Annotated in this window: 11 protein-coding genes; 1 reads left to right on the top strand and 10 read right to left on the bottom strand. The window is 50.5% G+C overall.

Features of this window, described 5'->3' with window-relative positions:
• Positions 1 to 169: 169 nt before the first annotated feature.
• Entirely contained in the window at positions 170 to 3,661 is a 3,492-nt protein-coding gene (gene ileS / locus ACK4EX_RS08600) for an isoleucine--tRNA ligase (RefSeq protein ID WP_409771812.1), read from the top strand.
• 53 nt (positions 3,662 to 3,714) lie between these two features.
• Here the strand turns inward: ileS and ACK4EX_RS08595 are convergent, their stop codons facing one another.
• From ACK4EX_RS08595 to hisG, 10 genes are all read right to left on the bottom strand, one after another.
• Entirely contained in the window at positions 3,715 to 5,031 is a 1,317-nt protein-coding gene (locus tag ACK4EX_RS08595) for a competence/damage-inducible protein A (protein ID WP_409771810.1), read from the bottom strand.
• Complete coding sequence (locus ACK4EX_RS08590) at positions 5,028 to 7,091, bottom strand: M43 family zinc metalloprotease (protein WP_409771806.1); 2,064 nt, start codon at positions 7,089 to 7,091, stop codon at positions 5,028 to 5,030. The genes ACK4EX_RS08595 and ACK4EX_RS08590 overlap by 4 nt, the downstream gene beginning before the upstream one ends.
• Before the next feature lie 405 nt (positions 7,092 to 7,496).
• Positions 7,497 to 8,099 carry a bifunctional phosphoribosyl-AMP cyclohydrolase/phosphoribosyl-ATP diphosphatase HisIE gene (hisIE, locus tag ACK4EX_RS08585; protein ID WP_409771804.1) on the bottom strand — a complete coding sequence of 201 codons (603 nt, stop codon included), beginning with the start codon at positions 8,097 to 8,099 and terminating at the stop codon, positions 7,497 to 7,499.
• The gene (hisF, locus tag ACK4EX_RS08580; protein WP_409771802.1) at positions 8,096 to 8,854 is read right to left on the bottom strand and encodes an imidazole glycerol phosphate synthase subunit HisF; all 759 of its coding nucleotides are present in this window, start codon (positions 8,852 to 8,854) and stop codon (positions 8,096 to 8,098) included. Before hisF ends, hisIE begins: the two co-directional genes overlap by 4 nt.
• A 4-nt stretch (positions 8,855 to 8,858) precedes the next feature.
• On the bottom strand, positions 8,859 to 9,599 hold the full coding sequence (locus ACK4EX_RS08575) for a HisA/HisF-related TIM barrel protein (protein ID WP_409771799.1): 741 nt from the start codon (positions 9,597 to 9,599) through the stop codon (positions 8,859 to 8,861).
• Between the two features lie 7 nt (positions 9,600 to 9,606).
• On the bottom strand, positions 9,607 to 10,197 hold the full coding sequence (gene hisH / locus ACK4EX_RS08570; RefSeq protein ID WP_409771797.1) for an imidazole glycerol phosphate synthase subunit HisH: 591 nt from the start codon (positions 10,195 to 10,197) through the stop codon (positions 9,607 to 9,609).
• A gap of 14 nt (positions 10,198 to 10,211) precedes the next feature.
• Positions 10,212 to 11,363 (bottom strand): bifunctional histidinol-phosphatase/imidazoleglycerol-phosphate dehydratase HisB, encoded by a 1,152-nt coding sequence (hisB, locus tag ACK4EX_RS08565; RefSeq protein ID WP_409771795.1) that lies wholly within the window; start codon positions 11,361 to 11,363, stop codon positions 10,212 to 10,214.
• Positions 11,364 to 11,651: 288 nt separating this feature from the next.
• Positions 11,652 to 12,689, bottom strand: coding sequence for a histidinol-phosphate transaminase (gene hisC / locus ACK4EX_RS08560; RefSeq protein WP_409771792.1), 1,038 nt, complete (start codon positions 12,687 to 12,689; stop codon positions 11,652 to 11,654).
• Positions 12,686 to 13,990, bottom strand: coding sequence for a histidinol dehydrogenase (gene hisD, locus ACK4EX_RS08555; protein WP_409771790.1), 1,305 nt, complete (start codon positions 13,988 to 13,990; stop codon positions 12,686 to 12,688). The genes hisC and hisD overlap by 4 nt, the downstream gene beginning before the upstream one ends.
• 19 nt (positions 13,991 to 14,009) lie before the next feature.
• Entirely contained in the window at positions 14,010 to 14,867 is an 858-nt protein-coding gene (gene hisG / locus ACK4EX_RS08550) for an ATP phosphoribosyltransferase (protein WP_409771787.1), read from the bottom strand.
• Positions 14,868 to 16,066 lie beyond the last annotated feature (1,199 nt).

The raw sequence follows: 16,066 nt of genomic DNA, 5'->3' as shown, positions 1-16,066 counted from the left end.
ATAGGTCAAAAAATTAGCTCCGTAGGAGCGACATGTTAATAGAAAAATCATTGCAATCCCACACAGCTCCGTAGGAGCTATACATCGAATGAGCAACACATTAATACATATTCAACTTCAGCTATTCATTGGTATTTTCGCAGCCGTTTTTGTCGGTTAGAACATTAAAATGTCAGAAAAATTCAAGGAATACAGACAACTAAACCTGTCGGAAGTACACAAAGAAATCATTTCTTACTGGAAAAATATACGCGCTTTTGAACGCAGTGTGGATGAGCGAAACGGCTCACCCGAGTTCGTCTTTTATGAGGGTCCACCCAGCGCCAATGGCATGCCGGGCATTCACCATGTGATGGCACGCACGATCAAAGACCTCTTCTGTCGCTACAAGACCCAAAGAGGTTTCAAGGTAATCCGCAAAGCCGGATGGGATACCCACGGCCTCCCAATCGAGCTGAGCGTGGAAAAAACTCTGGGCATCACCAAAGAAGACATCGGAAAAAAAATTTCCGTAGAAGAATACAATGCCGCCTGCCGCCGAGAGGTAATGAAATACACCGATGCATGGAATGAGTTGACGGAATTGGTTGGATATTGGGTAGATCTGAAAAATCCCTACATTACCTACGAAAACACATACATCGAATCCGTCTGGTGGCTTCTGAAAAAAATTTATGAAAAAGGCTTGCTTTATAAAGGATATACCATACAACCTTATTCACCAAAAGCCGGAACAGGACTTTCTTCACACGAGCTGAATCAGCCGGGATGCTATCGCGATGTAAAAGATACATCTGTTGTGGCCATCTTCGCCCTTAGGGTAGATGATGTACTAACAGCAAGCCGATTTGAATCCGCCTTTGGCACTCCTTTGCAGGATGGCGATGGCATCCTTGCGTGGACGACAACTCCCTGGACGCTGCCATCAAATACAGCACTTACAGTTGGCCCTGAGATTGAATATGCTTTGGTAGAAACCTATAATCCTTATACCCGCCAGCGTCAGCGCGTAGTATTGGCCAAAGAACTCATTGCTTTGAACTTCGGAAAACAATTTACCGAAGTGCACAATCCCGAGGAGTTTGATGCCTACACAGGAGATGCCAAGGCGAAAATTCCGTACCGAATTGTTGCTACTTGCCCAGGCTCTGCCTTGCATGGTCTTCGTTACCATCAGCTTTTGCCCTATGCCTTGCCGTATCAGGATGCGGATAAGGCCTTTCAGGTAATTACCGGCGACTTTGTGACTACTGAAGACGGCACCGGCGTAGTACATACGGCACCTACTTTCGGTGCTGACGATGCCCGCGTGGCTAAACAATGGGGTGTGCCACCCATGCTGGTACTCGACGACGAAGGTCGCCCGACACCTTTAGTGGACTTACAGGGCCGTTTTACCAAACATGTGCAAGACCCTCAATTTGGATTGGCCGGTGAATATGTAAAGTCTGAATATTACACCGATGAAGAACTAAAAAAAGAATTTGAGCGCCAGCGCGAAATGCTCCGTCCTATCATTGCCGATTTAAAGAACTACCTTTCCGTTGATGAGCGCATCGCCCTGAAGCTCAAAATGGAAGGTAAGGCATTCAAAATCGAAAAGTACGAACACAGCTATCCGCACTGCTGGCGTACGGACAAACCCGTGCTCTACTATCCGCTCGACAGCTGGTTTATACGCGTGACGGCAGTAAAAGATCAATTGGTCGAAAACAACCGCAAAATCCGCTGGAAGCCGGAGGCCACCGGAACCGGTCGATTCGGCAACTGGCTCGAAAACATCAACGACTGGAACCTCAGCCGTTCGCGCTTTTGGGGGATTCCATTGCCCATCTGGCGTACAGAAGACGGCAGCGAAGAAAAATGCATAGGTTCATTGGCCGAATTAAAGGAAGAAATCGAACGCTCTGTTGCACAAGGATTTATGAGTGAAAATCCTTTAAAAGATTTCATGCCGGGCGACACGAGCCGTGATAATTACGACAAGTTTGATCTACATAAGCCCTATATCGACCGTATAGTACTGGTCTCAGCTTCAGGCAAGCCGATGTATCGAGAAAGCGATCTGATCGATGTATGGTTTGACTCCGGAGCCATGCCTTTTGCGCAATATCACTTTCCTTTTGCCACAGGCGAAGACCTGAGCAAGCTGCCTTATCCGGCCGATTTCATCGCCGAAGGGGTGGATCAGACTCGTGGATGGTTTTACACCCTGCACGCCATCAGTACGCTCGTATTCAATTCCATAGCGTACAAAACGGTGATATCCAACGGTTTGGTGCTCGACAAAAATGGCCAAAAGATGTCGAAGCGCTTGGGAAATGCCGTTGACCCCTTTGATACCATCGAAAAGTACGGCTCCGATGCCTTGCGCTGGTATATGATCACCAATGCTCAACCCTGGGACAACCTAAAGTTTGACTTTGAAGGACTCACTGAGGTTCAGCGCAAGTTTTTTGGCACATTGTACAATACCTACAGCTTCTTTGCATTGTACGCCAATGTAGATGGCTTTGTCCACGCAGAGCCTCCTGTGCCAATGGAAGAGCGCACAGAGCTTGACCGATGGATATTATCAGAGCTTCATACCCTGATTGAGAAATGCACAGCATGGATGGACGACTATGAACCCACGCTGGCAGGGCGTGCCATACAGTATTTTGTAACTGAAGATCTGAGCAACTGGTATGTACGCCTATCGCGTCGCCGTTTTTGGAAAGGAGAATATGGCCCTGATAAAGTGGCAGCCTATCAAACGCTCTATGAATGCTTGATCACTGTGGCCAAACTGATGGCTCCGATTTCGCCCTTCTTTGCCGAGCGCTTGTATTGCGATCTCAATGCTGTAACCAACAGAGAACCGTATGACTCTGTACACCTGGCACCCTGGCCGGTGCCAGATCACAAGCTGATCAATCCTGAACTGGAAGAACAGACCCACCTGGCCCAGCAGATCTGCAGTATGGTACTCTCCCTGCGCAAGCGGCAAAAAATACGCGTACGTCAGCCTCTGCAAAAGATCATGATACCAGCCTTACAGTCCGAACTGGCCGATCGCATCGAACGTGTAGCTGATGTGGTAAAGGCTGAGGTAAATGTGAAAGAAATCGAAATCCTTCGCGAAGACACAGGCCAGATTGTAAAACGCGCCAGACCTGATTTTAAAAAGCTGGGTGCACGCCTGGGCAAGTCAATGAAAGAAGCCGCACAGCTCATCCAAAATCTGTCGGCAGATCAAATAAGTGCGCTTGAGCAAAACGGTAAAATGACCCTATCCCTCAGCTCTGGCGAAGTAGAAATAGCAGCTGACGAAGTGGAAATCTACACCGACGACATACCCGGCTGGCTGGTCTCCGTGGAGCGTGGCCTCACTGTGGCCCTCGATATTACCATCACGCCCGAATTGTACCGCGAAGGTTTGGCCCGCGATTTAGTAAACCGCGTTCAGAATATGCGCAAAGACAGCGGCCTGCAAGTAACTGACCGCATCCGTCTGTATCTTCAACCCCATGAAGCCTTAATAGAGGCTGTAGATGCCATGAGCGATTACATAAAAGGGGAAATTCTGGCTGACGCCATTGAGTTTGTTGAATTAAATGTGGGTGAGACGCTCGAGTTTGACGAATTTAATGTATTGGGTAGAATAGAAAAGTCTGTTTAATAACCGTTTAAGAAGAAATAACCGGATTGCTTTTAGCAATCCGGAAATTTGTTTTATGTGTTATGATGAGTGGTGTCTTGAACGACAATTTCTTTTAGGTCAGGTGATTTAATATCGTCGAGACTTGTGCCTATCAGTGCCCTTCGCAGGAGATCGAGTGCTGCAAGGGCTGTTTTACGTATGTTTCGCATCCGATCGTTTCCAAATCGATAGAGATAAGCTCTGGTCTCAATTGGTGTGCTGATGCCAATCCAGACAGTTCCTACTGGTTTCTCATCTGTACCACCATCAGGGCCAGCTATGCCTGAAGTACTTAAAGCATAGTCTGTTTTGAAGACTCTTTTTGCGCCTTCGGCCATCTGAAGCACTACCTGGCTACTTACTGCGCCGTATTGAACGATATCTTCGTGGCGCACACCAAGGGTTACTTTTTTCGCTACATTGTCGTAAGATACAACTCCGCCCATAAAATACGCCGAACTGCCCGGAATGCTCGTAATCAGGTGGGCAATGTACCCGCCTGTACAGCTTTCGGCTAACGCAAGTGTATTACCTGATGACTTAAGTAATTGCCCTACTACTTTTTCAAGAGGCTCATCGCCCTCAGCATACAAATCGACGCCTAAAATTTGCTTGAGTTTCATGCCTTCAGCTTTTAAAAGTTCTTCGAGATGATCACTTTTCGAACCTCTAGCAGTTAGCCGAAGACGTACAGCGCCGGCAGAGGGTAAATAAGCAAGTTTAATTTGTGGAGGTAATTTCATCTCCCAAGCTTCAATACGCTTGGCCAGAATGCTTTCAGGAATTCCCTGGGTGTGAAATACAGCGTGTAAAATTTGTGTATCGGGATGTAATTTCTCAGCAACAAAAGGGCGGATGTAGGTTTCAAAGAGAGCTTTCATTTCGTAAGGCACCCCAGGCAGCGAGAAGTAATGAATGCCATTCCGTTCAAACTGCATTCCGGGAGCTGTTCCATACCAATTTTTAAGCGGAATGCAGCCCGAAGGCAACCATGCTTGAGAGGCATTTAACTCGTTGACTTCTCTACCAAGACGATTAAAAATTTCTGTAATGTGCCGAAGCGTTTCTTGGTGAAAGGTGAGCTCCATACCGAAGTAATCGGCGAGAGTTTTCTTGGTGATGTCGTCGCGTGTAGGGCCTAATCCGCCAGTTAATATGACAAGGCGTGTATCGGGGAGCAAACTGTCAAGTGCATGAAAGATCATTTCTCTATTGTCGCCCACCGCTCTGCGCTGCTTTACATCTATACCTAGTTCATTGAGTTTTTCTGCTAGCCAAGCAGAGTTAGTATCAATTACCTGACCTATGAGAAGCTCATCGCCAATAGTGATTATTTCTGCTGAGATCACTGTATTACGAGTTTTTTAGAAACTCCTGAACCTGTAACTAACATATATACGCCTGGCTGAATATGCTCCGGCAAGCGAAATTCCTGAACAGTTTGATTTTTTAAGTTCTGAAACTCTGCCACAGTTTGACCTGTCAGTGAAATCAACTTTACGTGATCGCCCAGCTGAATCGGTGAATGGAAGAGCACAATTGAGCCTCTTTTTGCAGGATTGGGATAAAGTGTAGTTTCTTCAGCTTCAGAAAATTCATCCGTACCGATAGTTACATCAAGGTTAATGTCATCCAGATAAATGTTATTTCCTCCACCTGAGGTAAATTCCCACTTAAACATAATGTCATTCTGAATATTAGCATAAATACCCAGAGGAACTGTTACTTCCTTCCACTCCGAATTATTGGCCGGTACAAAGCTACCTGAAGGCATATCGGGGGCGGTAATGAGCTGAGCTCCGAGCACTGCCCGACGTAAAATCCATGTTTTGCCACAATTTAAAGATACATAAAAGCGCAACGCATCTGTATTCGAGGGTTGACGACGAGCATAAGCATATTTGAAGCGCATCGAAAGACCTGTGGAAAACCGCACATCTACCGTAGGAGAGATGAGATTGTGAACGGTACCGGCGAGTGTGTCAAAATTTAAGACCCTTGCTGATCGACTATCGTTGTAACCGGCATTCATCACCGTTGTCCAACTGCTACCCACCGAATGCACATCTTCTACAAACCAGTTAAAACTCGGCAGCCATGTGATGGAAAAATCTTCTTTGAGGAAATTTCCGAAGTTGGCCGGCTTTGGTCTAACTGCAATGTAGGTATTGTCTTTAAAGGTGCTTGTGCCGGCTGAGTTTGTTAAGGTGAGTTCTACTTTGTGAAGACCTGGTTGTGTAAAGATGATGCGCGGGTTTGCGTCGGTTGATGTAGGGGGATTGCCGCCGGTAAAGGTCCAAGTCCTGGTGTTAGCTGGACCTCCAAAACTGATGTCCATAAATTGCAAAGTGTCGCCCACGCAGGCTACACGACGATTTGCAAAGCCAAGGGCTACGGGAGGACATTGAGTATTGTTGACAAGGCCGACGCGTTGAAGGTTTGCCTGACTGACCAGTTCAGCTCTGTGTGCAAAAGATTGTAGTACATTTCTCATGTAATTTCTCTGGCCTATGGTAAAGATGTTCATACAGTTGTCGTTAGCGTAGTCCATGTAATTTTCGATCATGTCAGGCAAATCGGGTACATCGTTGGTACAGGTGTTTTTTTGGAAGTTGCACCCAAAGCTCTCATTCGCAACTGGAGGAGTATCAGCTATGTCGTCACCTGCATTGCAACCACCGTCGAAGGGATGTTTCAGTCCGAGGAAGTGGCCGACTTCGTGGGTGAGCGTGCGACCCATTGAATTCGATGTACCTATGGTACCCACGCGATCGTGGCGAATCACAATACCATCAGTCACTCCTTGTTGATTGGGAAATGGGCGATATGCATAACCTAGTACTGTGCCTTGGGAGGGTTGATTGGGGAGTTGAATGTTTTTTACAACCCATATATTCAAATACCGCCGGTTGTTCCACATGCTTAGATTTTTTACATTGTCGTTGGCATTGTTGGTAAGAGTGCTGAAAATGCGATTTATACCATCGGTACAGTTGCCAAAGGGATCAATACTGGCAAGGCGGAATTCAATTTCTATATCAGCAGCTCGGTCTTTAAAAATTTGTCTGGTATTACCTGTGTCTGCGTTTCGACGTCTAAAGTCTTCGTTCAGCACGCGAATAGCGTCCATAATTTGCTCTCGGGATATATTGCTGATGGCGTCGTCATAAATTACGTGGAAAACTACAGGAATTATGAAAACAGTATTCTGTGTGCGACCAGCTTGATTACCGTATTCAATAGCACCGAGGGCAAGATCGCGATCTGATTTTTCGATTTCAGCTTTTAAAGCTGGATTTTGCAAAAGCAATTGCCCAAACATGTAGTTTGTGCCGCATTTGTGTACATAATTTTCTTGAGCAAATGAGAGTGCCGGAAACAGTAACAGCAGGCTAAAAAATTTTTTCATTCTATAGAGCAAGATTAAATAATCGAAATCACGCAAATATATTTTAATACAGTTTTACTGGCTACAGAGTTTTTAACCATAAGAAACCTCGATTACCTCATCTCAAAGCTCCTGTTTTAGGATTTAACTAGTTTAGTATAAAACTTTTACTTACAAGGATAATGAGAACTTCAACCAAAACCAAAAACTAATTTTGTGCCCATCCGCGAACTCTGCAAGAAAACAAGACTCCTCTGATTAATTCCAACATCTTTGGAGAAGGTGTAAGGAGGGGAATAAAAAAACATTTTTCGGTAGTACGGTAAGGGAGTGGGCATTTTTCGCGGATTAATAGGTTAAAAGGTTTTAGAGTAAGGTATTGTCAATACCTGAATTACGTTGACCTTCTTTTCGTTAAAGGATTTTTTATTTTCGGTGTCTTGCTTCCAACACTTTTTCTACATCCTGCAGTGAATACCCCCTGGCCTGCAGCAGAACGAGGTAATGAAAAAGTAGATCGGCGGCTTCGTTTAAAAACTTTTGGTCATCTGAGTCTTTGGCTTCGATGACGAGTTCGACGGCTTCTTCGCCTACTTTCTGAGCTATAGCATTGATGCCTTTTTGAAACAATCCGGAGGTGTACGACCTTTCATTCGGGGTACTTTTTCTGTGGGCAATGACTGACTCCAGCTCGGCAAGGAATCCTGAATCGGAAGAAACTACTTCGCCAAAACAGGTATCGCTACCGGTATGGCATACCGGGCCAGCCGGCTGAGCGAGGATTAGGATTGCATCGGCATCGCAATCTATACGTACGTCTTTTACTTTAAGATAATGGCCGCTTGTTTCGCCTTTTTTCCAAAGGCGCTGTTTAGAGCGCGAATAGAAGGTCACCAGACGTTCGGCCAGAGTTTTTTCATAAGCTTCGCGGTTCATGTAGCCGAGCATCAGCACGTGACGTGTGCGGTCGTGCTGTACGATGCAGGGCAGCAGTCCATCGGGATTTTTGGAAAAATCAGGTGTATTCATAGGATGCGTACGGGTATGTTTTGTAAGTGCAAATACTGTTTGAGGTCGGGGATAGATACGTCACCGAAGTGAAATATACCGGCGGCCAAGGCTGCATCAGCCTTTCCTTGGGTAAACACCTCGGCAAAGTGTTCTATACGGCCGGCGCCACCGCTGGCGATCACGGGTACGGGTACTGCCTCTGAAATAGCAGCTGTGAGCTCAATGGCAAATCCTGAGCGGGTACCATCGTGGTCCATCGACGTGAGCAGAATTTCACCCGCACCGCGTTGCACGGCTTCCTGCGCCCAGACCAGGGCTGACAGTTCGGTGGGCGTACGCCCACCGTCGAGATAGACTTGCCAGGTATCGCCTACGCTGCCGGCATCGATGGCAAGTACCACGCACTGGCTGCCAAAGTTTGCGGCCAGTTCGTCAAGCAACTGTGGCCGGCGCACGGCTGCACTGTTTACCGATACCTTGTCGGCCCCTGCTGCCAGCAGGGCTTCGACATCGGCAGCGGTACGTATGCCACCTCCTACGGTGAAGGGGATATCGAGTACTTCTGCAATCCGCGCCACGAGTGAAGCGAAGGTGCTGCGCCCTTCGACCGTGGCGGTGATGTCGAGAAATACCAGTTCGTCGGCACCCTGCCTTGCATACAGGGCTGCCAGCTCCACCGGGTCGCCGGCGTCCCGAAGATTGACGAAGTTGGTGCCTTTCACCGTGCGGCCGTCTTTGATGTCGAGGCAGGGAATGATGCGTTTGGCGAGCATGGTTTCAGAAGATTTGCAGAATTAATCGTTTCAGGTCTATGAGAGATAGGAGGCCTTCGTACAGGGCCTTTCCGATGATGGCGCCGGAGCAACCAATCTCCTTCAGCAGTATCAGGTCATCGACTGAGCGGACTCCTCCGCTGGCAATCAGCCGTATGTGCGGATATTTCGCTAAAATATTTCTGTACAGTTCAGAGGAAGGTCCTGTGAGCATACCATCGCGCTCCACATCAGTACTGAAGAAATAGCTTGCAGACTTCGACGACCAAAAACCGATAAAATCCTGTATGCCAATGGCAGTGGTCTCCTTCCAGCCGCTGATGGCTATCCTGTCACTTCGGACGTCAGCACCGATGAAAAAGCGGCTGGCACCATAGAGCTCCATCCATTCTGCCAGCTGCTCCGGCTGTCGTACCGCCACAGAACTCACAGACACATATCGCGCACCGGCATCAAACACGGACTGTAGGGCTTCGCGTGAGGAAATACCCCCGCCGTAATCGATCACCATTTTTGTGCGGGCAGCGATGGATTCAAGGATGTGCAGATGCTGAGGGGCACCCGAGCGCGCACCATCGAGGTCAACCATGTGGAGCCTACTCAAGCCGGCTTCCTCAAAGCGCAGGGCCACTTGCAGAGGATCGTCAGCGTAGGCTGTGGCGGTGGTGAAGTCGCCCTGTTGTAGTCTGACGCACCTTCCATCGATCAGGTCTATGGCTGGTATGATTTCAAATGTGGATGACATGGAATATTCAGATTTTGATGTTCAGGAAGTTGTGTAAAATGGTCTGGCCTACGGGGCCGGACTTTTCAGGGTGAAACTGCACGGCAAAAAAGTTGTCGCGGGCGAGTCCGGCTGAAATTACCTGCCCGTACTCAGAGGTGCTGACGGTATGCTTACATACTTCAGCATAGTACGAGTGTACGTAATAGACATAGGCCTCTGGCGGCACATTCTGAAATAAAGGTGAAGACGCTATGGCTGAAAGCGTATTCCAGCCGGTATGGGGCACTTTGAGTCCGCCGGTGAAGCGCCTGACCTTCGCAGGAAAAATACCGAGGCAATCGGTGTTGCCTTCTTCGGAATGGGTGCAGAGCAACTGAAGACCGAGGCATATACCGAGGACGGGCTGTGTGAGTGAACGCAGCACTTCGTCGAGGCCGCGCATGCGCAGGTATGCCATTGCCGACGAAGCTTCGCCTACGCCTGGAAAGATCACCCGGTGAGCCGAACGAATTTCTTCCGGTCGGTCGGTGATGTGTACCTCTGCACCAAGACGTCGGAGGGCTAAGGCGACAGAGTGGGTATTGCCGGCATTGTATTTCAGAATGGCTACTTTCATTTCGGGTGGTTTGGTCAGAGAATTCCTTTGGTGGTGGGCAGAATGAGGTGGTCGGGGTCGCGACGAATGGCCATGCGCACAGCCCGGGCGAAGGCCTTGAAGATGGCTTCGATCTTATGGTGCTCGTTGGTACCCGTGGCCTGGATGTGTATGTTGGCGCGGGCTGCATCGGCAAAGGACTTAAAGAAGTGGGAAAACATTTCGGTAGGCATGTCACCGACCTTTTCGCGGGTGAAGGTGGCTTCCCACACCAGCCAGCTTCGCCCGCCGAAGTCCACTGCGGCAAAGGCCCGGCTGTCGTCCATCGGCAGGGCATAGCCGTAGCGCTCCAGGCCGCGCTTGTCGGCCAGAGCTTGCGAGAAAGCCTCGCCCAGGGCTATGGCAACGTCTTCGATGGTGTGGTGTTCGTCGATGTGAAGGTCGCCTGTGGCGCGAATGAACAGGTCGAGGCTACCGTGACGTGCCAGTTGCTCCAGCATGTGATCGAAAAATCCCAGTCCGGTGTGTATGTCGGCATGGCCGCTGCCGTCGGGATTGAGGTGTATTTCTACATCCGTTTCGCGTGTGGTGCGTCGGTGTATCACAGTACGGCTGTGGCGCATGAGGAATTCATGTATCTCACGCCAATGTGTGACGGTGAAATCTGGCAAAACCTCAGACGGCAGCTTGTGTAGGGGATTACTGATAAAGATGCTTCGGCAGCCGAGATTTTGAGCCAGAAGTACATCGGAGGCGCGGTCGCCGATGACCCATGAATGGGCAAGGTCAAAATCGCCCTGCATGTAGTGGGTGAGCATGCCGGTGCCGGGTTTGCGGGTGGGCTTGCCTTCGTGAGCAAAGCTACGGTCGATGCATACCTCGCTGAAGGTGATGCCTTCGCCGGCAAGCAAGCGCAGGATAAGCTCCTGAATGGGGCGGAATACCTCTTCGGGATAGCCGGGGGAGCCGAGACCATCCTGATTGGTGACCATGACGAGGTCGTAATCGAGCTGGCGGGCAATTTTGCCGAGGTATTCGAATACGCCGGGCAGGAAGGAAAGCTTGTCGATGCTGTCGATCTGATATGTGTCGGGTGGCTCGTGGATGAGGGTGCCGTCGCGGTCGATGAAGAGCAGTTTCTTTTTATTCTGGTTTGACGCTAAAAGTTTGTTAGAGGGTTGGGACATTTTTTTAATGTATTTATTTTGGGTTTATTGGTGTAATTGGTGAAAGGGCTTTTAATAAAAAGTTTCGGTCGGCCCATGTGCTCGCGTGAGGGATAGGAGCGGATATGAGCCGCAGCGGGTGGGCTGCAGCACACTGGGAGCGGCTGGCTGGCCCGAAGGGCAGACAACGCAGCCCAGATAGTGCTGCGGCCACGCGCAAGGCGAATATGAGCGGATAGCCCGACCTGAGCAGTTGCCCGAAAGGGCAACCTGCGAAGGGCACGCCCAAATAATAATAAAAACCCTTGTTCATAGGTCGGAAAGAGCCTGGATGAGTTGGTCGTTTTCGGCGGGGGTGCCTACGGTGATGCGAAGGCAGCCTTGGCAGAGGGGCTGGCGGCTGCGGTCGCGCACGACGATGCCGCAGCTGAGCAGATAGCGGTAGGTGTGCTGTGGGTCGCTGAAGCGAACGAGCAGGAAGTTGGCGTCGGAAGGGTGTATCTGGCGCACGAACGGCAAGGAACTGAGAGCGCAGGAAAGGCGGTGACGCTCAGTGCGGATCAGGCTGATGTGCTGCTGTACTTCCCTGTGGCGGTCGAGGGCAGTGTAGAGGTACGACTGGGTGGCCTGGCTAAGGTTGTAGGGCAGCTTGATGCGGTAGAGCACGCTGATGATCTCCGGCCGGGCCAGTGCCATACCCACACGCAGTCCCGCAAGGCCCCAGGCTTTGGAAAAGGTGCGCAGTATGACCAGATTTGGGTGGGTGCTGAGCAGGTCGGTGAGTCCGGGGGCATCGGCAAAGTCGATGTAAGCTTCATCGACCACCAGGATGCCTTGAAAGGCAGTGAGTATGCGTACGATGGACGGACGGCTGAGCAGATTGCCGGTGGGATTGTTGGGCGAGCAGAGGAAGATAAGTCGCGTGGAGGGCCGCACTGCTTGTCGGATAGCTGGCTCATTGAGTTGGAAATCAGGTGTGAGCAGCACCTGCTGTACGTCAACGCCGTGTGTTTGGGCCAGCACTTCGTACATGCCATAGGTGGGCGGACAGGTGAGCACAGTGTGTTTGCCCGGCGTGCAAAAGGCGCGGATGAGCAGGTCGATGGCTTCATCGCTGCCATTGCCGAGAAAGATGTGGTCGGGCGGCAGGTCGATGAGTGAAGCAATTTTTTGCCTCAAATCTTGGTGATGGGGGTCGGGATAGCGGTGGAAGGGGGTGTCGTCGAAGGGATTTTCGTTGGCATCGAGGTAGATGTGTGCCTTGCCCTGAAACTCATCGCGTGCTGAGGTGTAGGGCTTCAGATGGCGGATGTTGGGCCGCAGCAGTGCTTCGATGTCAAAAGTCATAGCTTGCTGGTATTGGTTTTTAAGTGATTCAGGCGAATGGATACAGCACGGCTATGTGCGGCAAGGTTTTCTGCCTCGGCCATAGTTTCAATGGTCGGGCCGATACGGCGCAGGCCGTCGGGGGTGAGCCGCTGAAAGGTGATCTTCTTCACAAAGCTGTCGAGCGACACACCGCTGTAGGCCCGAGCATAGCCGCCTGTGGGCAGGGTATGATTGGTGCCTGAGGCGTAGTCGCCGGCGCTTTCGCACGAGTAATGACCGATGAATACCGAACCGGCGTTGACTACTTGCGTGGCCAGCACGTCGGCCTCAGAGCAGGCGAGGATGAGGTGCTCGGGGGCATAGGCATTAGAAAGGTGGATGGCTTCGTCTGGGCCAGCGACAAGGATGGCCTTGCTGTTTTTGAGAGCGGCATGTGCTACATCACGGCGGGGCAATTCGCTGAGCTGGCGTTCGACATCGAGTATTACGTCCTGAAGTACCTCTTCAGACCAGGTGATGAGCAGCACCTGCGAATCACACCCATGCTCGGCCTGTGAGAGTAGGTCGGCAGCGACAAAGGAGGGATGCGCTGTGTGGTCGCAGATTACAGCTACCTCAGAAGGGCCGGCCGGCAGGTCGATGGCCACACCGTCGCGCGCCACCAGCTGCTTGGCAGCGGTCACGTAAGCATTGCCGGGGCCGAAAATTTTATACACGGCCAGTATGCTCTCTGTGCCGTATGCCAGAGCTGCAATGGCCTGAGCACCTCCGACCTTAAACACGTCACGTATGCCCAGAGCTGAGGCGGTGAAAAGTATGGCCGGATGCACCGATCCATCGGGTTGAGGGGGCGTGCAGATCGCTATGTGCCGGCAGCCGGCTATGCGCGCCGGCACACCAAGCATCAGCAGTGTGGAAAACAAAGGTGCCGACCCTCCCGGTATATACAGCCCCACGCGCTCTATGGGCACTGACCTACGCCAGCAGTGCACACCGGGCATGGTCTCTACCGGAGTGGGCTGCTCCATCTGCGCGCGGTGAAAGGTCTCTATATTCTGCCGGGCCAGTAGTATAGCTTCTCTGAGTTTGGCAGGGCATTTAAGTACAGCCGCTTCAAACTCTGCGTCGGAAACTCGAAATTCTGACAGGTGTACACGGTCAAAGCGCTGTGTAAACTCCCTCAGGGCATCGTCGCCACGGGATTTTACGGCCTCCAGTACCGGCTGCACCACCGGCTCCAGAGTGCGGGTATCAGCAGCCGGCCGGCGAATCAGGTCGGGCCATTGCTGCAGGTCTGGATTTTTGAAAATCTTCATCATAGGCTACTATTTGGGTAGGTCATACAATCATCTTCTCAATCGGCACCACCAGTATGCCCTGAGCGCCCAGGTCTTTGAGCTGTTCGATCACTTCCCAGAAGGTGTCTTCCTCCACCACCGAGTGCAGCGAACTCCAGCCTTCGGTGGCCAGCGGTAGTATGGTAGGGCTTTTCATGCCCGGCAATACGCGGGCGATGTCAGGTATGCGCTCGTTGGGCGCATTGAGCAGGATGTACTTGTGGTTTCGGGCCTTTCGCACAGCCTGCAGGCGAAAAATCAGCTTGCTGAGCACCTCGGCTTGTATGCTGCTCAGATCAGGACGAGCCACCAGAACCGCTTCGGAGTGCATCACGGTAGCCACCTCGCGCAAGCCATTGGTGAGCAAGGTGCTGCCGGTGCTGACCAGATCGCAGATGGCATCTGCCAGCCCGATGCCCGGGGCAATCTCTACCGAGCCGCTGATTTCGTGTATTTCGGCCTCAATGCCGTGCTCATGCAGATATCGGCTCACGATGCGCGTGTAGCTGGTCGCTATGCGCTTGCCGTTGAGGTCCTGAAGGCTGTCAAAAGGCTGATTCTTCGGTACGGCCACCGAAAGTCGGCATTTGCCGAAGCCCAGGTGATCGACCACCCGAATGTCTTTGGACTTCTCAGCCACCACATTCAGTCCTACGATGCCCGCATCTGCCACGCCATCAGCTACATACTGCGGGATGTCATCGTCGCGCAGCAGGTAGATTTCCAGCGGAAAGTTCGAAGCCTCCGTGCGCAGTTTACTGCCGTCGTTTGGGAAGTGGATGCCGGCTTCCCGAAGGAGTTCGGCCGATTTGTCGCTCAGGCGACCTGATTTCTGAAGGGCGATTTTAAGTTTTGTCATGTGTGAAGGAGGTTAAAAAACAAAAAAGGCCTGCCGGTGAGGCAAGCCTTTAGAGGTTATTTCGGATATTACGCGTGCTTACAGGTGTGGGTGATGCACTACACATCCGCGGCTTGCCCGGTGGTGGGAAGCGTGATGATGATGACGATGGATGTGTGTGCGCTGATTCATGACGGCAAATATAGACGAAAACCTTTCATACAAGAGCTGTTCAACAGCGTTAATTGTATTTTTATTATTTTTTGGGCGTGTCCCCTCGGAGCATGCCCTCTCGGGAAGCTTTTTGGGCTTGTCCAGACAAGGGGCTGAAAAGCACCTTCGTCTGGATCGGGCTACTCGAATGGGGTCGAAGATGCTGACAAAACAAAAAGTTTTCGTCAGCATAATCTTCGCTTCCGTGCTACGGCTTCGCTGCGCTTCGCCTGCGCACCGCACTGGCGCGCGCCCGCCGTATCCCTCACGCGGCAGCGGCCTGCGACCGCTTTCAAAATCATTAGCTTTAACTAAAATCAAAACTGAGTACTCAGATATTAGCAGATTCAGCCATAGATTTTCGCAGAGTTAACGCCAACGCCCATTGGGGCGATACATTAATAGCATCGTCGTCAGAAATCAACAATCAGCTTCATGGGTGCAACGCAATTTGGAAAATGCAATGGATTTGTTGTGCTCCAACGGAGCTAAATTGCCATATTGGTCGAAATACGACTATCAACCCTACGGCTGCGCTGCAGCTTTTTTCATTTCAGTTCTTCTATGAGCTATAACTTTCAGTAACTGGAAGCCTTAAACTTATACCTGCGCACTTTGCCAGTACTATGGAAAAACGATTTTTCCCCTTAATTTCAGTAGATTTAGATTGATTCAGTAGCCGAAAAATTTCGTCAGAGTATCTAATGGGTAGTGAGAGGGGGTTGAGTAATTAATTTGGTTTAAGGCCAAATGTCAGTATTTAATGTTGAGGTTTTTAATACATAAACGTTGACAGTTCTAATGACTTGAATAAGGTAATCTGATTGTTTTAAAAGTTTGCGCGGGCGAGGGGGGGAGCTGTGGATATGTGACGGATATGTCGAAAGCCCAATGGCGCTTTGCATGTGACAAGCACAAAAAAGAAAATATGTCTTAATCCTTGTTTTGGTGGTGCAGACGACAGAGTGTCTGCATCCATTCATGCAACTGCTCACTGCGTTCGCAGG

This window comes from Thermaurantimonas sp. (assembly GCF_046299575.1).
GTDB lineage: Bacteria > Bacteroidota > Bacteroidia > Flavobacteriales > Schleiferiaceae > Thermaurantimonas.
This window is presented reverse-complemented; position numbering and strand designations above follow the sequence as displayed.